We start from the raw sequence: 20,990 nt of genomic DNA, 5'->3' as shown, positions 1-20,990 counted from the left end.
CTCATGAGGATCGAAAGACCATGCTGACCCAAATACTGCTCACGACCGTCATCGTGCCCTTGTTGATCGGGGCCGCGATTGCGCTGATTGGCAGGGGCAACAAAGCCGGGAACATCGCTTTGGCCGCTCTTTTGGTTCCAGTCGCCGCTGCAATTGCAAGTGTGTCGATAGAGGGCATGCCGGCACTGCCGCCTATTGCCGCAAAACATAAGCTGCCGGTGCTTCTCGTCATTGGCGGTATCACCTTTGGAGGCGTGTCACTGGTCCTAAAGCGGTCGCTTCACCAGCGCTGGATTGCCGGGCTGATTGGGGTCATTTCTCTTGCTCTGCCGGCCTGGTGGCTGGGACGCAACGTGCTTGCCGCCAATTCCATGAAGGCCACGACCCTGGCTATTGTCTTGTTAATCGTTGGCATACAGCTGTTCTTCATTTCCGATGGACGCAGCAGAAAGGCATCCTCGGCAGCACTTCCAGCGGCGCCTCTCGCGACAGCTATCGCCACGGCCCTAACTGCTATCCTTGGCGGCTATATCGGTATGGCGCAGTTGAACGGCGCGCTTGCAGCCCTGTTCGGTGGATGGATGTTGGTCCGCTATATCAGCTATCTGCGCGGCAACGAGGATGCTTTTATGCTTGATGGTCTTGCTGCTATTTCGTTCATCTGGACCGCGGCCATGGGTGTGACCATGACGACGCTGTTTTCGCCGAGCGCAGCGCCTGTCGCCCTCGTGCTTGCCGTTGCACCAATCGTGGTTTTTGCGGTCCTGTCAAAATGCGACTTCAGTTTTGCGCACCAGCCGCGTTTCCTGAGGCCACTGATCTTCGGTCTGCTGACGGCCCTTCCCGCCATCGCCGCCATACTCGTTGCCGTTTCTGCCGCAGGCTGAGACCCAATCATCCGGACATCCGGGGAACCTCGCCCTCATGGGGCATCAAAAAAGGAAAAATCATGAAACGCCTGATTTTCGCTACCGCCGCCGCCGCCAGCCTGTTCCTGAACGGTGCAGCCTTCGCCGCCGACAACTACGCAATAGATCCGACGCATGCATGGGTCGGCTTCAAGACCAATCATGCCGGCTGGGCAAAGGCTCACGGCGCGTTCAAGGCTGTGTCCGGGACGATTTCGTTCGACAAGCAGGATGTCACAAAGAGCTCCGTAGAAATCGTTCTTGAGGCGGCCAGCATCGACACCAACGATGAAAAGCGCAACACGCACATGAAGAGCCCGGATTTCCTCAATGCCGAGGAATTCCCACAGATCACCTTCAAGAGCACCGCGATCGAAAAGACCGGCGACAAGACCGCCAAGGTAACCGGCGACTTGACGCTTCTCGGTACCGCAAAGCCGGTCGTTCTCGACGTAACCTGGAATGCCGAATCGCCGCTTCCGTGGGATGCCAACACGATCAAGACCGGCTTCTCCGCCACCGGCTCCTTCAACGGCGTTGATTTCGGTATTTCGAAGATGGCCGACTTCGGATTGGGCCCCGACATCGCACTCGACATCGACGTAGAAGCTGTCAAGAAGTAAGCTTGGAATATGACTGCGTGACAAAAGCTCTGCTCGTCTCGCAGTCACTTAACGCCTCGAGCTTGCGCCTTGTCGCGAGACAAAGTGGTCAATGCTACTGGCGGATAGATCGATGTATTATCGCGGCGAGTTCTGCTTGGTGGACGCCTTGCTAGGCGCCCACCCATTGCGTCGTGTTCGCTAACACGGCTGCGATCAACAAGGAGCCAGAGGATCCTTTTGCATCCTGCTGTACTCTTCCCCAACCATTCAGCCCACCCAGAATAAATCACTGTTCTCGCATTGGAATCACATGCTCGCCTATGCCGAGGAAGTGCCTGGGCGGGCTTGCTACCGCATCAATTCCGAACTTCCGACCATCTTTGCCTCTAAATATAGTTTTATTGTCGACTTCAAGGAAACACAGTGTAGATCGAGAAGGCCCGATCGGGCTTTCCGTTGCGATCGTAAGCAGCTTGCGTTTTGAGATGCCGATGAGCGGCCGCGAGACGCGATTCGCCATCTAGACAATCCATGATTGCGCAGCAGACTTGCAAGGTCGTCACCTTTGGCGCGACGGGCACGGTTTAAAATAGTGCGTACGGAGGAATGCACCGGGATCACGGGGCTCCCGTGTGAGAGCGAGGGTTTCTAATTCATGAAGCGAAATGCCCGCAATGAGGGTATTTCAGAGGTCAGGGGCAAGCAATTCCGTCTATTGTTTCCGACCAGTCTCAGGGGCAGCCAAACTTGGGAATAGGAAGTTTGATTGTTATAATTTTTACCATTGAAAACGATCTTTCACCTATCAATCTTGGGGGCTAGATCATGACGTTAAATTTGCGAACAATTCTCATTTTCCTCTTTCTTATTGTAAGCCTTCCCTTAGCGGTGGTTATGGCCATGCTGGCTGTGTCGTCGGTGAAAAACTACCATTCATATTCCGAGGTTGCTTCACTTGTATCGCTAGACCGAAACATGTTCGAAGCACTGATCAATTTCCGCGCTGAGCGCGGTAATAGTGCTGCTGCACTAATCCAGTCTTCCGCTGCAGGGACCGTATCACGCCAGAGTGCCAATGCGGCGCGAACACAAATTGATGCCGCCATGCAGCGATTCACCACCGAAGCCGCGACCGTGAGCAACGCCAGCATCACACCTCACGTGCAAAGGGCAATCGATGCCTACGACGCGTTGAAGGCCTTACGGAGCCGCGTCGATGCCAATCTGTCTCGTGACCTTGCTCAGCGGGAGCCCGCTCTTCGCGATGAGGTCCTGAATTTCGGAAATGAAGTCCTTGCGGTTTTCGATGAAACGTCGACGGCTCTCGAGAGCCGAGTGCGGACCCTCGATCAATCTTTGACTGGCTTGATTGAGATGCGCGCCTACGCATGGGCCGCACGCAACAACGGCGGTACCTCTGCGGTGACAATCACCTCCCTCATCGGCGCGAGCCGTGCATTGACGTCGGACGAGCGTGCGACACTTCTCAAGACCGATTCCGCGACAGGTTTTGCCTGGAAAGCGGTTGGCGGACTGGTTGCTCACGAGAGCACGCCTGCTGACATCAAGGCCAAGTATGCCGCCGGCAGTTCCGCTTATTTCGATGGAGCATTCAACGACAAGCGTGAAGCTCTGCTAAGGGATCTCGCAGCCGGGCCATCGACAGTTTTCACCGTTGATGACTGGCAGATGACATCCAATGCTGCGCTCGGTGTTGTTGCGCAGGTAGCGCTAGCGGCAATGGCGGAGTTGGATGAAACGGCCGCGCAGATGCGCAGCACGGCAACCATGAACGCCGTTCTGATGTCGCTCGGAGCCATCCTTGCACTAGCGACCGGTCTTGGCGGTACCGCAATCATCGTCATCCGGGTTATTCGACCCATTCGCGCACTGACGGACTGCATGGTTGCGCTGTCCCACGGTAACTCCGGCATCAACGTGCCAGGCTTTGGGCGCGCAGATGAAATCGGTGAAATGGCTGGTTCGGTTGAAGTGTTCCGACAGGCATCGATCAGAAACGGGCAGCTTGAGCAGGAGGCGGAAGCCAATCGCATCAGGGCTGAAAATGATCGGATCGAGATGCAGCGAGTTTCCGAGGAAGACGCTGATCGTCGCCTAAACCAAGCGACCGCCGCCCTTGCCGAAGGACTGAAGTTACTCGCTACCGGCAACATGTTATGCGAAATCGAACTACCATTCGATCCTCAGTTCGAGGCGTTGCGACACGACTTCAACGCCTCGGTCAAGCAGTTGCGAACGACCTTGTCTGAATTCGAACGCTCAGTCACGACTGTCAGTTCAGGTGCAAGCGAGATTTCCGCCGCATCCAATGATCTTGCACGCCGCACCGAACAGCAGGCAGCCTCACTTGAAGAGACCGCTGCGGCCCTGGAGCAGATCACTGCGAACGTAAAATCGACATCGCATCGCGCTTCAGACGCCAGGGAAGTCGTTCGCAATGTCAAGGTAAAGGCCGATCAATCGGGCACGGTTGTGCAGAACGCCACTGCCGCGATGGCGCGTATCGAACAATCTTCGCAGCAAATAGGTCAAATCATCGGCGTGATCGACGAGATCGCGTTCCAGACCAACCTGCTTGCGTTGAACGCCGGCGTTGAAGCAGCACGCGCGGGAGAAGCCGGCAAAGGCTTCGCCGTTGTAGCCCAGGAGGTGCGCGAACTCGCGCAGCGTTCGGCAGCTGCCGCCAAGGAGATCAAGCAACTTATCGCAACCTCCGAAATCGCCGTCGGCGAGGGCGTGAGCCTGGTGGACAGCACCGGCGCGTGCCTTACGGATATAGAGACGCTCGTGCGCGCCGCGAATGAACACATGGAAGCCATTGCAATCGCGGCACAAGAGCAGTCTTCCGGCCTGACGCAGGTGAACGCTGCGATCAATCATCTGGACCAGACGACTCAGCAGAATGCCGCAATGGTCGAAGAAATGAGTGCAGCGGGATCCGGGCTGGCGTCAGAATGCGTTGCTCTCGACGGTTATCTATCAAAATTCACGTTGGCGGCACGGACAGAGCAGCAGCCGTACGCGCCGTTGAGCATGTCGGCATCGCAAGGCCGCAGGCTCGTCGCGTAATCACTCAACAATAGAAAGGAGCATAAGCAACGTGGTTGTGCTCCTTTTACCAAATCTGGAAGCTCTAATTGCCCAGACTGCCGCGGCGGCCTTCGTTAGCCAGCGCCTCGACAACATACCGAACTCGGGGGAGAAGGTGCCGAGTAGAGGGCCATATCGCAGAAATGTCAATTTTCGCACCGCTAAACTCCTCAAGAACCGCGGACAGCCGACCACTCTTGATGTGATCCTCTACGAGTGAACTCGGCATCTGTGCGAGGCCAAGTCCCGCAACTGCAGAATCCACAATTGCAGCCCCATCACCGATTTCATGAGTGGCAGGTGGCGTGATGCGGCTTGTCGAGCCATCGAGATTTCGTACGCGCCATGTGTTGGGGATGTCCCGCCGGAAGCCTACTATGCAATCATGGTCCTGTATTTCGTCGACGGTAATTGGTGTGCCTCGAAGCCTAAGATAATCTGGCGAGGCTACGATCATGGCACGTTGTTCGGCCAATTTGCGGATAATCAGACCATTTGTATCTTTCGTTTCACCGAACCGGATCGCCAAGTCGACACCTTCCTCAACTGGATCGATAATTCTGTCCGTCAGCGACAATAATAGCGATAGACCAGGATGCTGCTTCACAATATTGGCCAAGACCGGCAGCAAGATTTGTCGCCCCCAGGCAGCGGGTGCGTCGACGCGTAATCGCCCACCAAATTGATGGTTCTTGGCCAACAGCACCTGCTCAGCACCGCCAATTTCCTCCAACGCGTGGCGGCAACTTGCAAGATATGCTTCACCGTCTGGGGTCAGAGTGAGCTTTCGAGTGGATCGATGAAGAAGTTTCGTCCCGAGCCTGTCTTCGAGCCTACTGACGCTTTTCCCAACCGCCGACTTGGTAACGCCCAAGTTTTCCGCTGCGGCGGTAAAGCTAAGAGCGGTTGCGGCCTCAACAAAGCTGACAATGCCATTCAATCGTTCCAAATGAGCCATTGTAGCGATTTCCTCTACTGATAGTAGCTTTTCGCGAGTTTATCGCGCTTTGGGATTACAGTATTGGATGTCTCTAGGCAACCAGCCAAGCAAGCTGGTCGCGCAAACTGAGTGCAAGCCTCGCCAACATTCATCAGGAGAAATTCATGCCGGTCGTACGAGTAAGCTGGTTCAGCGGTAAGGACGCAAAAGCCAAGAAGGCAGTTGCTGCGGAAATCACCGAGAGCATCGTCAAAAATACCGGAACTGATCCGAACTATATCTATGTCATCTTTGAAGATGTTGCGCCTTCCGATTGGGCTGGTGCCGGAAAGATCTTCGGCGATGAGCCCGAAGCTTCCTGATTGAGTACCGCTGCGCCCTCCAACTCAGGGCGCAGCGATAATCTTTGAAACCAGATTCCCCCATCCTTCATCTTGTCGAATATTTGAGGGAATGGTCCTTCAGAAGACCGAATTATCGGCAAAATCCAGAACACACATAGAAACGGAAGAACCTGTAGTGACCTACATCACCAACGTTTTCCATATGACGGTTGAACCCGATGTTCTTGAGGAGTTCAAAAGCCTGATCGCTGAGATCGTCGACTTGTCCAGCAAAGAACCCGGCACGTTGATCTACGAATATTCGCTCGGAGAAGACGGTCGCTCAGTTCACATCGTTGAGCGCTACCTGACCGAAGGCGTTTTGCCACACGTGGAGAAAACCTTCGGGCCGTATGCCGAAAAGTTCTTAAAGCTCGCCAAGATCCAAGCGCTTTACGTCTACGGTCTCCCGCCTGCGGACCTCAAGACAAAGCTTGAATCATTTGGTGCTATATTCTTAACGCCCCTCGCAGGGTTCGCACGCCCGGTCGTGTCTGCCTAAAACGACACAGCTGTCGTTGCATTGATTATACACCCGTTGGCTCCTGTCGCCGGGTGTATGTCCGCGTTTCGTGTCTAAAAGAGACTATCAATCAGAGTGGCGGCTTGAGGATAGGCAGAGGGCTTACGTGATGAGGGCTGTTGTTGTTCATCGTGCTGGAGGGCCTGACGTTCTCAATTTTGAAACTCGGCCGAAGCCTCGTCCGCAAAAGCACGAGGTCCGCATCGCGGTGAAGGCGTTTGGCCTAAATCGATCTGAACTGTTTACACGACAAGGACATTCTCCGAGTGTACTTTTCCCACGAATTCTCGGAATTGAGGCGGTTGGCATCATCGATGCGGCGCCAGGTGGACATTTTTCAGAAGGCGACATTGTGGCCACCATTATGGGAGGAATGGGCAGAGACTATGATGGCAGCTACGCAGAATACGTCTGCGTCCCCGCCCAACAGGTCGGACGAATTATAACTGCGCTGCCGTGGGATACGTTGGGTGCACTTCCTGAGATGCTGCAAACAGCGTGGGGCTCACTATTTTCTTCACTGACGCTAAAATCAGGAGAGCGCCTTCTCGTCCGCGGCGGGACAACCTCAGTCGGAATGGCAGCGATTGGTCTGGCGAGGCGAGCTGGGGCCCATGTTACTGCGACAACGCGAAACAGGGATCGCACCCGTCTCCTTTATGAACAAGGCGCCGAATGTGTGATCGTTGATGACGGACAAACCCATGCCGGCCCGCTCAAGTTCGACAAGGTGCTCGAACTCGTGGGCACGACAACGCTGGAAGACTCACTAAAGTCTGCTGATAGCGGCGGTGTCGTATGCATGGCAGGTATGGTTGGAAATCAGTGGTCTCTCCAGAATTTCGCGCCCATGGATCTTATTCCAAACAAGGTCTCGTTGACCACCTACAGCGGCGATTCTGACGATTTCTTGAAAATGCCCTTCCAAAAGCTGGTGGACGAAGTGGAAGCTGGCGAAATTGCGATCAAGATTGGCAAGGTCTTCAAACTTGACGAGATCGTAGATGCCCATGCTTGCATGGAAGCTAACGCTGCTGAGGGCAAGATCGTAATTGTGACGGAGTGATAATGGACCTGTTCAACGAAACGCGTCGTTTGCTACTGGAGGGTGCAGAGGTCGTCTATCATCCGAGCCCCGACCTTGGCGTGTCGCCTGACAATTTGTTTGAAAGGCTGCGGGAAGAAATCATTTGGGAACAACACTCTGTTCGGATCGAGGATCGCGTCATTCCGCAGCCACGACTTAGTAGCTGGTATGGTGACGTCGTCCATACCTATTCGACGCTCGCACAAATTCTTAAACCCCACCCTTTCACGCCACTTCTGGAGATGCTCCGGCAGCGCCTCGAAGAGATATGCTCTTCGAGCTTCAACTCGATGCTGGCAAATCTATATCGCAGTGGCGACGATGCGATCGGTTGGCATTCGGACGACGAAAAAGAACTCGGCTCAAACCCTGTTATAGCATCAATTAGTCTGGGAGCTGAACGCCGTTTTGATTTAAGGCGACGAGATGACCACTCGAAAACTGTACGCTTGGTTCTGGAACACGGAAGTCTACTGATCATGTCGGGCGCAACGCAGCGAAATTGGCAACATGGTGTTGCCCGCACCAAACAGGTTTCTGGAGAGCGAATTAACCTTACTTTCCGCCTGACGGGGGCGGGTGGTCGCAAAACCAGTTTATAACGCGGGACACCCCAACAAGGTAACTCCCAACAAATGCTGGCGGATCTTTGGAACCGAGCCGGCGATACCAGTCAACCAGAACCGCTCTGCGTCCCCTTTTCAACGCGCCGTACAAAGCCACGCTATAAGTGATGTGACGGTGGCCGTTCGGTAGGCGTAGCGTGTGAGTGAGATTGACCTGCCACTGAGAATTTCCTCCAGAATGGATTAGAGTTCGGCCCATTGAGGACGGACTTATGAAGAAGCAGCGATTTACGGAAGAGCAGATCATTGCCGTGTTGAAGGAGCAGGAGGCCGGAGCGAAAGCGGCTGATCTTTGCCGTAGGCACGGGATTTCCGAGGCAACCTTTTACAACTGGAAGGCCAAATATGGCGGCATGGAAGTATCTGAGGCCAAGCGTCTGAAGGCGCTGGAGGATGAGAATGCCAAGCTGAAGAAGCTGCTTGCTGAACAGATGCTGGATACAGCCGCACTCCGCGAGCTTCTTTCAAAAAAATGGTAGGGCCTGCCGCCAAGCGTGACGCTGTCGCGCACCTGAAGGCCATCATGGGCCTTTCGGAACGGCGGGCCTGCCAGATCATATCCGCAGATCGAAAGACGATCCGTTATCGATCCTCTCGGCCGCCTGAGGTCGAGTTGCGAGCGAAGCTGCGCGATCTGGCCAACGAGCGACGACGGTTCGGCTACCGACGGCTGTTCATTCTGCTTCGGCGAGACGGAGAGCCTTCCGGGGTCAATCGCATCTATCGGCTCTATCGCGAGGAAGGTCTTTCCGTGCGCAAACGGAAAGCCAGGCGGCGTGCCGTCGGAACGCGTGCGCCGATCCTCGTCGAAGCAAAGGCCAATGCCCGCTGGTCTCTGGATTTCGTCCATGATCAATTCGCCTGCGGCAGGCGCTTCCGCATCCTCAATGTAGTCGACGATGTCACGCGCGAATGCCTGGCGGCGATCCCGGACACATCGATATCAGGTCGCCGTGTCGCGCGAGAACTGACGACGCTTATCGAGCGACGAGGCAAGCCTGGCATGATTGTCTCAGACAACGGGACCGAACTGACCTCGAATGCCATCCTTGCTTGGTCGAAGGATCACAAGGTCGAGTGGCACTACATCGCGCCGGGAAGACCAATGCAAAATGGCTATGTCGAGAGCTTCAACGGCCGCATGCGCGACGAGCTGCTCAACGAGAGCCTGTTCTTCGGCCTCGATCACGCCCGCAGCGCCATTGCGGAATGGGCCAACGACTACAACAATTTCCGGCCGCACTCATCGCTCGAATACCAAACCCCGGCGGACTATGCCGGGATCATCGCCGCAACCGGCTCCAACGCTGCGCGATGTGGAAGCTTCGCGTTTCCCCCGGTTGCTCCCACCACGCCATTTGGCTTATCAAAAACTGCCGAGGCTCTAATCGCAGCCGGATGAAACTTCAGTGGCAGGTCAAGATCGCTATCGGCGCTACGGCTTCCAAAGATCGGGTGTGCGAAAATTTGCAATGACGGCGTCGAACTGACGCGTGGGGATGCTAATTTGGCGCCCACTATTCCGATCCTTCAATTGCGTGTATTTCCCCTTCTGACTAATAGGGAGATGACGGCGTCTGGAGACCGGATGACGTGGCTTTCCCGGAAAGGTTTCTCATGCCTCGCGCCAAACGAAACGCAGAAAAAGGTGCGCTTACGCGATCCGCGATCCTCAAAGGTGCGGTCGAACTCTTCGGTGAGAATGGCTATCGCGCGACGACGATGAACCAGATCGCCAGTCGGGCGGGTGTCGTTCAATCGGCACTGCACCATCATTTCGGCGGCAAGGACCAACTTCTTGAAGCGGTTTTGAACCTCCATTACCCGCCGGCAGCAAGCCGTCCGGATATCGAAGCGGTCGCACAAGGCAGATCGGATTTTGTCGACGAAGTTTTGCAAGCAGCATATCGCAACGCTCGAGATCGGGAGCTTGTACGTTTTTTTTCCGTCATGACAGGAGAGTCTTTGACGGGAGACCATCCGGCTCATGCCTTTTTCGTCGCTCGCTACGATTTGGTACGGCAAGGATTTGCCGACGCCATTGCTCAAGCAAAAAGAGTGGAGAGCGAGGAGTCAAAAAGGCTGATATTGTCGCTGGTTTCCATACTGTTTGCTGCTTCCGACGGGCTCCAGATGCAGTGGCTACGCAATCCATCCTTTGACTTCACAGGTGCCATAGAACTTGCGGCGGCGCTTACGCGTGAACGGCTCGACGCGATCAGGTAAGCGACAGTTCTTGCCCTCGAACCGAATGTCGGTTAAAAAACAGGTCGGTCGGCCGACCTGTATCTTGAATTAGCGATAGCGTGGGCTAGATCATCAACTGTCATCACCTTGGAGGAGGGAAAGATGCTTCAGTCCATAGACCCCAACACAATTCGGGCCGAGACCACACCGGAACGTCACATGCGGCTCACCGGCCAGTCGATCGACAGCCTCTTCGTCGTTCGCTATATCGCCGCCATCATCGGAATTTACGTCGCTCTTATCACACCGGCATCAGTAACGATCGCCCTGAGGGTCGGTCAGATCGATCCTGATGGGAAGGCAAGCTCATTTGCTCTGGTATCCAGCGTCGGCGCAGCCGCCGCGCTTATATCGAACCCTATTTTTGGAATGCTGAGCGACCGGCTCACGTCACGATGGGGACAGAGGAAGCCGTTCCTTTTGGGCGGCTTTGTTGCTGGTGCTCTGGCCATATATTTGATCGCGATCGCGTCAACGATACCTATGGTCGCGCTCGGCTGGGCCCTTGCGCAAGCAAGTTTCAATGCTGCGGTTGCCGCAACCATAGCCATTTTACCTGAGCGGGTGCCGCTAGCATTGCGCGGCCGCGTGTCGGGCCTCATGGGGATGACCGGGCAAGTAGCCGTCGTGAGTGGTGTTTTCCTGATTCAGCTGGTCGGAACCGATGGAATAGGAATGTTCATGTGGCCAGTTCTGCTCGGTGCACTGCTGGCCGCCCCTTTCCTGTTTACGTTGCGCGAGGCACCGCTTCAATCGGCTCCGAAGAAACGCCTGACGCTAGGTAGCCTTTTGGGAGCCCTGTGGATCAACCCGTTCGTCAATCGTGATTTCGGGCTTGTTTGGATGGGCAGGTTTCTGGCCTGGACATCTCTCTACCTGCTGACAACATACAAGACTTACTTCCTGATCGACCGGCTCGGCTATACCACGCAGACGATTGCGCCAATCCTGACAATTGCTATGTTCGTTCTGGCAGTCGCAGTTGCGGTCGCCAGCATCGGCGGCGGCTGGCTGTCGGACTATTTCGGTCAGCGCAAGCCCTTCATCCTGCTTGCATCACTGTTCTTCGTTATAGCGATGGGGATCATCGCGTTCACTCACAGCGTTGAGATGTTTCTTCTCGGCATTGCGATCGCTGGTCTTGGCAACGGTCTTTATCTCGGCGTCGACTACGCACTCGTTTCCGAGGTTTTGCCGGACAAGGACAGCTCTGCCGGCAAGGGAATGGGTGTCTTCAACCTCTCAAGCACAATTCCGCAGACCGTCGCGCCCATTCTTGCCCCCGCATTGCTGCTCATCGGTGCGGATGGTCAAGGCGGCAACTACACCAGCCTTTACCTGTTTGCCGCTGCCCTCGCGATCGTGAGCGCAATCTTCATTCAATTCATAAGAGGTGCCAAATGAACGAACATGTCAGTTCGCAGAAAGGAACGATCCGTTCAATTGAAGAGGCCTTGGCGCTGACAACCGGTGTCGACTACTGGACCACGCTTGATGCGCCCGCTCACGGAATTCGCTCACTGCGCTTCGCCGATGGTCCGCACGGATTACGTGTTCAGGATGACGAAAATCCTGATCACCTCGGGTTGGAACGAAGTGCACCCGCGAGCTGCTTTCCGCCTGCAGTGACACTGGCTTCGTCGTGGGACATGGAGCTTACGGCAGCCGTCGGCGAAGCCCTTGGACGTGAAGCACGAAAGGCCGGTGTCGACGTTGTTCTCGGCCCAGGCCTCAACATAAAGCGTAGTCCGTTGTGCGGACGAAATTTCGAATATTATTCGGAAGATCCGTTTCTGGCTGGCATGCTTGCTGGAGCCTCGGCGCGCGGAATACAGGCACAGGGCGTGGCAGCCTGCCTCAAGCACTTTGCCGCCAATAATCAGGAGACTGACCGACTGCGTGTCAGTGCCAACGTCGATGAGCGGACCCTGCGCGAAGTCTATCTGCGCGCCTTTCAGATCGCCCTACGAGAATCAGGCGCGTGGTCCGTCATGTCATCATACAATCGCATCAACGGCCTGCATGCCTCAGAAAATCCCTGGTTGCTGACCGAGATCCTCCGTGACGAATGGGGTTTTGACGGCGTCGTAGTCTCGGACTGGGGTGCCGTTCGGGACCCTGTCGAGGCGCTTACGGCCGGGCTCGACGTCCGCATGCCCGGACGACAGGATGATTTGCGTGTTCGCGATGCTTTCGTAAAAGGCGATCTTGACGAAAAAATAGTCGCTCGAACAACTGAAAGATTGCGGCTTTTGGCGGATCGGACCGCCAATCATGGCGATACAGACGCTATCGATTATGATGCACATCACCAGCTCGTCAGGAAGGCGGCGTCGGAATCTGCAGTGTTGCTGACAAATGACGGCAGCCTGCCGCTTTTGCTGTCTTCCGGTCTTCGCGTTGCCGTCGTTGGCGAGTTGGCGCGGACACCGCGCTACCAGGGAGCAGGAAGTTCCCGCGTCAATGCGGTCAGGGTCGTCAGCGGGCTCGATGCTCTTTCCGCACGCGCCAAGGAAGCTGGGGCATCGCTTGAGTTCGAACCCGGCTACTCCCTTTCCAAGGGCGTCGATACGGCGGTCATGATCGAAAACGCAGTAAATCTCGCGAAACGATCGGATGTTGTGGTCATCTTTCTTGGCCTACCGGGTGAATATGAAGCGGAAGGGCGGGATCGGACGAACATAGATCTGCCTGCAGATCAGCTGGCGCTTGTGGAAGCACTTCGTGCCGCGGGCAAGACTATGGTCGTGGCAATGAGCAATGGTTCTGCCGTAACGACAGCAGCTTGGCGGGGATCCGTCAACGCGATCGTGGAGTTCTGGCTGACAGGGCAAGCACACGGAGATTCGATCGCTGATGTGTTGCTTGGCGATACCAACCCCGGCGGCAAGCTCGCGGAAACTATCCCGTTGGTTCTGGAGGACACTCCTTCGTATCTTAATTTCCCTGGCGCATACGAAAACGTAACTTATGGCGAGGGCATTCACGTCGGCTATCGATATTACGATGCCCGAAAGATGGCAGTCGACTATCCGTTCGGTCACGGCCTTTCCTATACGACATTTGACTACTCCGATTTGGAGCTGAAGGTACGCCCGTTGGCCGATCAGATCGCCTTCGATGCGAAGCTTACCGTTCGCAACACAGGCCCAAGACATGGTAGCGAAGTCGTACAGCTCTACGTCCACGATCACAGCGACGTTGTCATAACGCCTCCGGTGGAACTGAGGGGATGGAAGAAGGTCAGGTTGGCGCCGGGCGAGGCCGTCACCATCGAGATCGCAGTCCCGCGCGAAGAGCTGAGACACTGGCATGAAGGTACCAAATCCTGGATCTTTCCGGGGGCCGCGGTCACCGTGCATGTCGGCGCATCGTCTCGCGACTTTCGCCTCGAAGGGACCGTTGAGATCCCAGGAGAAGCTTTGATCATTTCGCTCAACGCATGGTCGACGCTCGGCGAATGGCTGGACCATCCACGTCTCGGTCCCCGCCTTCTTGGTCTCTTCGACGCGCGGGGTGGTGTGAAAGGACGCGTTGGCGACCTTCTCGCCGATGAAGCCGGTCAGGATTCGGTCCGCGGCATTCCACTGGGAACGATTGCCGACTTCCCCGGCGTACCGCTGGAAATGTCGGATATCGAGGATCTCTGCGATCAGGCTGCCTGACATGCAAATGGTTGAGAGCGGCGACCTCAGGGGACGGCGCTCCATTGCTTTTAAAAGAGACGGACTAATGCAGGATATACCTTCGCTTGAAGAACTGATGGAAGAACAGAGAAGCCTCGTGATCCCCGAGTTTAACTACGATTTCGTATGGGAACTCGCCAGTCGCCTCTATCGGCGCGCACGAGAAAATGAGTTTCCAGTCGCAATCGAGATACGTCATGGCTCCGATCCCATCTTTTCTATGCTGGCGCCGGGTGCAACGATCGACAATTTTGGCTGGACGCGCCGAAAGTGTGCAGTTGTTCACCGCTTTCATCGCAGCTCACTCTTCATGAAGCTGGAAGCGCAGAGCAAAAATTACGATTTCAATACCCGCTTCCGGTTGCCGCCCGAGGATTTCGCTGCAGGCGGCGGCGGCGTTCCGCTCATTTTGAAAGGCGGTGCCTTTATCGGCTCGGTTGGCATTAGCGGCCTGCCGGACGTTCACGATCACAAGCTCATAACCGGTTGCCTGGCGGAATTGCTGGCGGCTTAATAAGTGGCGCACGATGCCTGCCATCGCGTCAGGCGCAGCGCCTCACATATTGATGGAGAATAAGCATGAAACCGGTCGTCATCGGCATTATCGGGTGCGGCGTCATCAGCGAGGCCTATCTCAAGGGAGCTGCGGGCTCAAGTCTCATTACAGTCAAGGCGGTTTCCGATATTCGGCAGGATATCGCCGAAGAAAAGGCAAAGGCCTACGGCTGTGAAGCGATGTCGGTCGATCGGCTTCTGAGCGACTCTGATATCGAAATCGTCCTGAACCTGACGATCCCCGCCGTTCACGCGAAAGTTGCTCTCGATATTCTCGATGCCGGCAAGCATCCTTATTCGGAAAAGCCGCTGGCAGTCTCGACGAAGGAAGCTGACACGGTGATCGAGAGGGCAAACGACCTGGGCTTGCGCGTTGGCTGTGCGCCGGATACGTTTTTTGGCGCTTCGCATCAGACGGAACGCAAAATCATCGACGATGGCAAGATTGGGCGGGTCATCGGAGGTAGCGTCACGATCGCCTCTCATGGCATGGAACACTGGCATCCGGATCCGCGCTTCTTTTATCAACCAGGAGGTGGTCCGCACGCGGATGTTGGACCCTATTATATTACGCATTTGGTAAACTTGCTTGGCCCGGTTCAATCGGTGTCTGCCTTCGCAACCAAAGCCTTCGACCAGCGGACGATCACAAGCGAAAAGCTGAATGGAACGACATTCGACGTGGCCGTTCCCACCACCATCAACGGCACGCTTCATTTCGCTTCTGGCGCCAATGTATCATTGACGATGTCCTGGGACATATGGGCGTCAAAGCGGCCGAAGTTCGAGATATACGGGACCGAAGGCAGCCTTCAGGCCGCCGATCCAAATCATTTCGGCGGAGTGCCTGAAGTCTTCATTCGGGGTGGCGACTGGCAGCCGGTTTCTATCGCTGATTTCGCCTTCGGTGCGGTCAATCGCACGACGATATTCGGCCAGGAAATTGCGGATTACCGCGTTGTCGGCTTGATCGATATGGCCGTTGCCCTGAGGACCGGGCGCCCGCATCGAGCAAATGGTGAATTGGCATATCACGTACTGGAGATCATCGAGTCGCTTGAATTGTCCAGCACGGCAGGAAGCCATATCCGATTGAAAAGCACCTGCGTTCGCCCGGCTCCCCTCATGCCGGGTAAGGACGAGGCTGTTCTGCTCGAACCCGCTCCCTAACTTCGGTTACGACGAGGAGCTGGAAGCTCCTTCCCAATGAAGAGGGCGTCAGGTGCCCGCCACCCTTCATAACTCCCGCCATCTCCATCATTGGAGGACTAAATGACAGATAACGTAAAATCTGACAGCGTCACCGAGCTGTCGGTACAAAACTATGGCAGACAGCTTGCTCCTGGGCAGCGCTCGTTGCTGGCCATACACGATCTCGCAACGGGCGAGCGGCAGGTCATTCTGGAGACCGATCATCTGATCGAGGCTCCAAACTGGACACCTGACGGCGATCACCTGATTTTCAATGGCGGTGGTCAACTCTGGCGTATTGGCGTCGATGGCCTGGGCCTCCAGCTGATCAATACGGGAATGCTGGCGGACCTCAACAATGATCACGTGCTTTCGCCGGACGGCCGTGCAATTTATGTCAGTTCCAATGATGGCCATCTTTACAAGATCGGCTTTGATGCAGGACCGCCGGTCAGGGTGTCAAATCGACACGACGAACCTTTCCGCTATTATCTGCACGGGGTATCTCCGGATGAGCAGGAGCTCGCCTATGTCGGGATCGAAGGGACGGGACCGGAAGCGCGCAGAAACCTCTATGTCATACCGGCTGCTGGCGGGACCGATCGGCGTCTTCTCGATTCAGCTAAGCCGAGCGACGGACCTGAATATTCGCCCGACGGACAATGGATCTATTTCAGTTCCGAACTTCGCTCGTCCGAACCAGGGCATGCACAGGTTTTCCGCATGGACCGGGATGGCGATGAGATCAGCCAGTTCACCTTCGACAACCGGGTGAACTGGTTCCCGCATATCTCGCCGGACGGCCAGACAATCCTTTTCCTCAGCTATCCCGCCGGCACTATCGGCCACCCGCCCGACAAGGACGTCATCATCCGGTCAATGACGGTAGCGGGTGAAGATATCAAGGATGTGGTGGCTTTTCATGGCGGGCAGGGGACGATCAATGTCAACAGCTGGGCGCCGGACAGCCGACGCTTCGCCTATGTCGAGTACCCGCTAGGGTAGGGGCCAAAAAAACCCCTATTGGCGCGGTAAAGGTATCTAGATCGCCTTCGATTACACGCGTTCCAATGCGATCGCGACACCTTGGCCAACGCCAATGCACATGGTGGCAAGTGCCAGCCTGCCGCCTCGAAGCGACAGTTCGAGCGCCGCCGTCCCGGCAATGCGAGCGCCCGACATGCCGAGCGGATGTCCGAGCGCAATCGCTCCGCCATTCGGGTTGACGTACTCTGCGTCCTCGGGAATGCCGAGTTCGCGGAGCACGGCTATGCCTTGGGATGCGAAGGCTTCATTCAGTTCCACAATGTCGAAAGCCTGTGGTGTCAGACCGAGCCGCGCGCAGAGTTTCTGCGTCGCCGGCGCGGGCCCCATGCCCATTATGCGCGGCGGCACACCGGCTGCGGCACCGCCCAGGATGCGCGCGATCGGCGTCAGGCCATATCTCCTCGCAGCCTCTTCGGAAGCTATGATCAAGGCGGCTGCCCCGTCATTTACGCCGGATGCATTCCCGGCGGTCACGGTGCCACCCTCGATGTTGTTTACCGGCTTGAGCTTCGCGAGCGTCTCCAGACTGGTTGCGCGTGGATGTTCGTCACTGACGACGACGATCGGATCTCCCTTGCGCTGCGGGACACTGACGGAAGTGATTTCCTTGCTCAGACGCCCGTTGCCCTGGGCGACCGCAGCCTTTGCCTGGCTTCGTACGGCAAAGGCGTCCTGGTTCTCGCGCGACACCTTGTGGCCTATCGCGACGTTATCGCCGGTTTCCGGCATGGAATCGACGCCGTATTGCTTCTTCATCAATCGATTGACAAACCGCCAGCCGATAGTGGTGTCGTAGACTTCGGCATTTCGCGAAAACGCTGTCTCCGCCTTCGGCACGACGAACGGCGCGCGGCTCATGCTTTCTACGCCGCCGGCAATCATGATCTCGGCCTCACCGGCCTTGATGGCGCGGGCAGCCGTGATGACCGCGTCCATGCCGGAACCGCAAAGACGGTTGACCGTCGTGCCAGACACGGAGACCGGCAGACCAGCCAAAAGAAGCGACATGCGGGCGACGTTGCGATTGTCCTCGCCCGCCTGGTTCGCACAACCGAACACGACATCGCCAAGCGCTTCCCAGTCGACGGAAGGGTTTCTGGCAAGCAGCGCTTTCAGGGGGACTGCGCCGAGGTCGTCGGCACGTACCGACGACAGCGAACCACCGAAACGTCCGATTGGCGTGCGGATGTAATCACAAATATATGCTTCCGTCATCATTCCCTCTTTGGACTTATCTCCACGCGATCGCTATGCGGCAACGATTGCCGCGCCGGACGCGAGCAGTTCCTCGATCCCCTGGTCGTCGAGCCCGATCTCCTCGAGAACCTGCTTAGTTTCCCAGCCCTTGGGCTGCGCGTAAGACCCGGGCGCGGGATAGCTCTGCTGGTTCCTGATCGTTGATCGAATGACAGAAATTCGGCCCTCCGTCGGATGGTTTTCGCTTGAGATTAACCCGACTTCAGCGAGATGCGGATCATCGCGCAGGGTTGCAAGCGTGTGGCATGGCATTGCGGCGATGTCGGCGGCACGGAAAATCGACAGCCATTCGCCAGTCGTCCTGTCCGAAAGCGCTGCGCCGCGCACCTTGAACCAGTCCTTGACGTTCTTTGCTCGGGCCGCGACGGTCGCAAAACGCTCGTCTTCGAGCAGGTTGTCCCGGCCAATGGCCTTGAGAAAGGCGCGAACTTGCGGATCGGTATTGATCGTTACCGAAATCCAGCCATCGGCGGTCTGTAGCGGCCTGTTGTGTGGGTTTAGGAGGCGCTTGTCGCCGATCGTGCCGACCGGAGGGTCGAACGATTCCTGGGCAAGATGTTCCTGCAGCACAAACGCTGCCATGGTTTCGAACATGGGGATCTCAAGATCGCTCCCGCCACCACCGGCATCCCGCTTGATGACGGCTGCAAGGATCGCCCCGGCAGCGATCTCGCCAACGACATGATCGCACACCACCAAGGGCACGTATGCGGGGCTGCCGTCACGTTCAAGAAACAGGCCGCCGATTCCCGACACGCCCTGTACGACGCTATCGTAGGTCGGCAGACCGGAATAGGGTCCATCCGTGCCATAGCCTGTAATCAGACAATGAATCTTCTGCGGATGGCGGGCGAGAATCGATGCGGCATCCAGGCCAAGCCGCTCGAGCGCTTTGGGTCGCATATTGGCGACAACGACATCACACCAATCGATAAGTTTCTCGATAACCTGTTTCGCACCCGGCTTTTTCAGGTCGAGGCAGACGTTTCGCTTGCCGCGGTTAAGGTGCAGATAGGTGCCGGAATGCTGCCCGGTTGGCGATGTGCCTCCGAGGCCACGCATCAGGTCCCCTTCCGGCGCTTCGATCTTGATGACCTCCGCGCCGTATTGTGCCAGCCGCCATGTGCAGGTCGGTCCCACGACGACGCTCGTCAGGTCAAGCACCCGCAAGTTTTTCAGGTGTTGGTTCGCCATTTAGGATCCTCCCATCCTCATGTCGCCCAGAGAAAGATCGTCGTGTTGAGCGATGCTGCTGCAATCTTCAGCCTCCCAAGCACGCCTCTCTCCCAAGGTGCTACCGGCGCGATTACGCCAGTTTTAGTCTGCATATATGAAATACGTAATTCGCAGGCAAAATTTGGTCAAATCAAAAATTTCGCTAGTGAACGGTTGACTGCATATATGAAATTGATATTTGTCAGAGCTGAGGATGACTGGAGGAGTTTTCCAATGCTTATGAACGAGAAAGTTTGCGTCATAACTGGCGCTGCGTCTTCTCATGGTATCGGCCGTGCAACAGCTGAGATGCTTGCTCAGAACGGTGCTCGTGTAGCGGTCCTGGATGTGGATTCCGGTCTTGAAGACGCTGCTGCGTCACTTGGAGAGCAGTTTCCGGCAGCCGACTGCATCGCCTTGAAATGTGACATTACTTCGCGGGACGAATGCGAAGAAGCGCTGGCAAAGGTGATAGCTAAGTTTGGTCGCGTTGATGCTCTGATACACTCGGCTGGAATCATGAAGCCGGCGAAATATGACGAAATAACCGAGCGCGAATACGGACAAATCATGTCGGTAAACCTAGCCGGGACGTTCAACATCGTGACGCCGTTTGCCAAAGTCATGGCGGATCAGAGGTCCGGCTCGATCGTCAATGTCGCTTCGGTGGCGGCCCAACGTGGTGGCGGACTGTTCGGCGGTGCCCATTACGCCGCGTCCAAAGGGGGCGTACTCTCTATGACCCGGACCCTGGCTCGGGAACTCGGGGCCTTGAACGTGCGTGTCAATGCCGTTTGCCCATCGCTAATCGAGACGAATTTCGTAGCCGATGCAATTTCCCCCGAGCGCCTGAAAGAGCTTTCGACCGCCATTCCGCTCGGTCGTCCAGGCCGGCCGGAAGAGGTTGCCGGGGCCTGCATGTTCCTGGCGTCCGACCTGTCGAGCTACATGACTGGTGTCACGCTCGACGTAAACGGCGGCATTCACATCCACTAACTGGCGCACGCGGGTGCGGGTCTTCGTGCCCGTGCTCGACAGCGTGGCATCTCAAAACGGAGAAGAAGCTATGGCTACTCGTTTTCACCATGTGAATTTTACGGCTAAGGACGTTTCTGACCTGAGTGCTTTCTACCAGGACGTTCTGGAACTCGAACAGACCTTTTATGGTGGTCACGGTGAGGACAGCAGCGATCAGATCAAGGATCGTGGATATGGCGGGGACGTCACCTTCCTTACCGACGGCTCGACTGAAATGCACCTTGCGACTCTGGATCTGAACGTTGCCTTCAAGACAGGCAAAGGCGTCAACCCGCTGGGTCTGCGAGGACATATCGCCTTCCGCACGGACGATATCAGCAGCGTCAAGAAGCGTCTGACCGAGCGTGACATTCCTTATGCGGATTATGGCCAGTGGGCCATCAAGGGATGGGACCAGATTTTCTTCCAAGACCCAGAAGGCAACATCGTTGAAGTCCATCAGGTGGATGCAGAGACGGCCAGGGGCTGAACCGGGCAGGCCCGTTTCACAGCGGGTCTGATGTCAGATTTGATCTAGGTCCGCCTGCTTTCGGGCGAGGGCATTCAATCTGCTGGGTGTCTTGGTGATCGC

Annotated in this window: 19 protein-coding genes; 16 read left to right on the top strand and 3 right to left on the bottom strand. The window is 56.3% G+C overall.

What is annotated here, in order from left to right; all coding sequences use genetic code 11:
* Positions 1 to 20: 20 nt before the first annotated feature.
* From EDF70_RS27450 to EDF70_RS27440, 3 genes are all read left to right on the top strand, one after another.
* A complete protein-coding gene (locus EDF70_RS27450; protein ID WP_132280703.1) occupies positions 21 to 887 on the top strand; it encodes a hypothetical protein in 867 nt (288 codons plus the stop codon).
* A 62-nt stretch (positions 888 to 949) separates the two neighbouring features.
* The gene (locus EDF70_RS27445; RefSeq protein WP_132280700.1) at positions 950 to 1,531 is read left to right on the top strand and encodes a YceI family protein; all 582 of its coding nucleotides are present in this window, start codon (positions 950 to 952) and stop codon (positions 1,529 to 1,531) included.
* Positions 1,532 to 2,338: 807 nt separating this feature from the next.
* A complete protein-coding gene (locus EDF70_RS27440) occupies positions 2,339 to 4,603 on the top strand; it encodes a methyl-accepting chemotaxis protein (protein ID WP_245519398.1) in 2,265 nt (754 codons plus the stop codon).
* 64 nt (positions 4,604 to 4,667) lie between these two features.
* Here the strand turns inward: EDF70_RS27440 and EDF70_RS27435 are convergent, their stop codons facing one another.
* Entirely contained in the window at positions 4,668 to 5,582 is a 915-nt protein-coding gene (locus EDF70_RS27435) for a LysR substrate-binding domain-containing protein (protein WP_132280697.1), read from the bottom strand.
* A 146-nt stretch (positions 5,583 to 5,728) separates the two neighbouring features.
* On the opposite strand from EDF70_RS27435, the gene EDF70_RS27430 reads away from it, so the two are divergent.
* From EDF70_RS27430 to EDF70_RS27380, 11 genes are all read left to right on the top strand, one after another.
* Complete coding sequence (locus EDF70_RS27430) at positions 5,729 to 5,926, top strand: tautomerase family protein (RefSeq protein ID WP_132280694.1); 198 nt, start codon at positions 5,729 to 5,731, stop codon at positions 5,924 to 5,926.
* Positions 5,927 to 6,083: 157 nt separating this feature from the next.
* A complete protein-coding gene (locus EDF70_RS27425; protein ID WP_132280691.1) occupies positions 6,084 to 6,449 on the top strand; it encodes an antibiotic biosynthesis monooxygenase in 366 nt (121 codons plus the stop codon).
* A gap of 130 nt (positions 6,450 to 6,579) precedes the next feature.
* Complete coding sequence (locus tag EDF70_RS27420; RefSeq protein ID WP_132280688.1) at positions 6,580 to 7,536, top strand: zinc-binding alcohol dehydrogenase family protein; 957 nt, start codon at positions 6,580 to 6,582, stop codon at positions 7,534 to 7,536.
* 2 nt (positions 7,537 to 7,538) lie between these two features.
* The gene (locus EDF70_RS27415; protein ID WP_132280685.1) at positions 7,539 to 8,159 is read left to right on the top strand and encodes an alpha-ketoglutarate-dependent dioxygenase AlkB; all 621 of its coding nucleotides are present in this window, start codon (positions 7,539 to 7,541) and stop codon (positions 8,157 to 8,159) included.
* 236 nt (positions 8,160 to 8,395) lie between these two features.
* Positions 8,396 to 9,585, top strand: a protein-coding gene (locus tag EDF70_RS27410) for an IS3 family transposase (protein ID WP_132280682.1) whose coding sequence is annotated in 2 segments (ribosomal slippage) — positions 8,396 to 8,648 and positions 8,648 to 9,585 — 1,191 coding nt in all. Because the reading frame shifts where the segments join, the coding sequence is not laid out codon by codon here.
* A 215-nt stretch (positions 9,586 to 9,800) separates the two neighbouring features.
* Positions 9,801 to 10,409 carry a TetR/AcrR family transcriptional regulator gene (locus tag EDF70_RS27405; protein ID WP_132280679.1) on the top strand — a complete coding sequence of 203 codons (609 nt, stop codon included), beginning with the start codon at positions 9,801 to 9,803 and terminating at the stop codon, positions 10,407 to 10,409.
* Between the two features lie 123 nt (positions 10,410 to 10,532).
* Positions 10,533 to 11,834: an MFS transporter gene (locus tag EDF70_RS27400; protein ID WP_132280676.1), complete on the top strand. Its 1,302-nt coding sequence runs from the start codon at positions 10,533 to 10,535 to the stop codon at positions 11,832 to 11,834.
* Positions 11,831 to 14,095, top strand: coding sequence for a glycoside hydrolase family 3 C-terminal domain-containing protein (locus EDF70_RS27395; RefSeq protein ID WP_132280673.1), 2,265 nt, complete (start codon positions 11,831 to 11,833; stop codon positions 14,093 to 14,095). Before EDF70_RS27400 ends, EDF70_RS27395 begins: the two co-directional genes overlap by 4 nt.
* Before the next feature lies 1 nt (position 14,096).
* On the top strand, positions 14,097 to 14,630 hold the full coding sequence (locus tag EDF70_RS27390) for a heme-binding protein (protein ID WP_245519397.1): 534 nt from the start codon (positions 14,097 to 14,099) through the stop codon (positions 14,628 to 14,630).
* Positions 14,631 to 14,695: 65 nt separating this feature from the next.
* Positions 14,696 to 15,841: a Gfo/Idh/MocA family oxidoreductase gene (locus EDF70_RS27385; protein ID WP_132280669.1), complete on the top strand. Its 1,146-nt coding sequence runs from the start codon at positions 14,696 to 14,698 to the stop codon at positions 15,839 to 15,841.
* A 102-nt stretch (positions 15,842 to 15,943) separates the two neighbouring features.
* Positions 15,944 to 16,867 carry a PD40 domain-containing protein gene (locus EDF70_RS27380; protein ID WP_132280666.1) on the top strand — a complete coding sequence of 308 codons (924 nt, stop codon included), beginning with the start codon at positions 15,944 to 15,946 and terminating at the stop codon, positions 16,865 to 16,867.
* Between the two features lie 51 nt (positions 16,868 to 16,918).
* Here the strand turns inward: EDF70_RS27380 and pcaF are convergent, their stop codons facing one another.
* Together pcaF and EDF70_RS27370 are read right to left on the bottom strand one after the other, a co-directional pair.
* Positions 16,919 to 18,124 carry a 3-oxoadipyl-CoA thiolase gene (pcaF, locus tag EDF70_RS27375; RefSeq protein ID WP_132280663.1) on the bottom strand — a complete coding sequence of 402 codons (1,206 nt, stop codon included), beginning with the start codon at positions 18,122 to 18,124 and terminating at the stop codon, positions 16,919 to 16,921.
* A 33-nt stretch (positions 18,125 to 18,157) separates the two neighbouring features.
* Positions 18,158 to 19,360, bottom strand: a complete 1,203-nt coding sequence (locus EDF70_RS27370; protein ID WP_132280660.1) for a CoA transferase — start codon at positions 19,358 to 19,360, stop codon at positions 18,158 to 18,160.
* 45 nt (positions 19,361 to 19,405) lie between these two features.
* Here EDF70_RS27370 and EDF70_RS27365 point away from each other — a divergent pair, with 45 nt between their 5' ends.
* Together EDF70_RS27365 and EDF70_RS27360 are read left to right on the top strand one after the other, a co-directional pair.
* A complete protein-coding gene (locus EDF70_RS27365; RefSeq protein WP_207908342.1) occupies positions 19,406 to 20,377 on the top strand; it encodes an SDR family oxidoreductase in 972 nt (323 codons plus the stop codon).
* 70 nt (positions 20,378 to 20,447) lie between these two features.
* Positions 20,448 to 20,888 (top strand): VOC family protein, encoded by a 441-nt coding sequence (locus tag EDF70_RS27360; RefSeq protein WP_132280657.1) that lies wholly within the window; start codon positions 20,448 to 20,450, stop codon positions 20,886 to 20,888.
* Positions 20,889 to 20,990: the final 102 nt, after the last annotated feature.

The sequence above is a fragment of the Neorhizobium sp. JUb45 genome, from assembly GCF_004343585.1.
Taxonomy (GTDB): Bacteria; Pseudomonadota; Alphaproteobacteria; order Rhizobiales; family Rhizobiaceae; genus Neorhizobium.
This window is presented reverse-complemented; position numbering and strand designations above follow the sequence as displayed.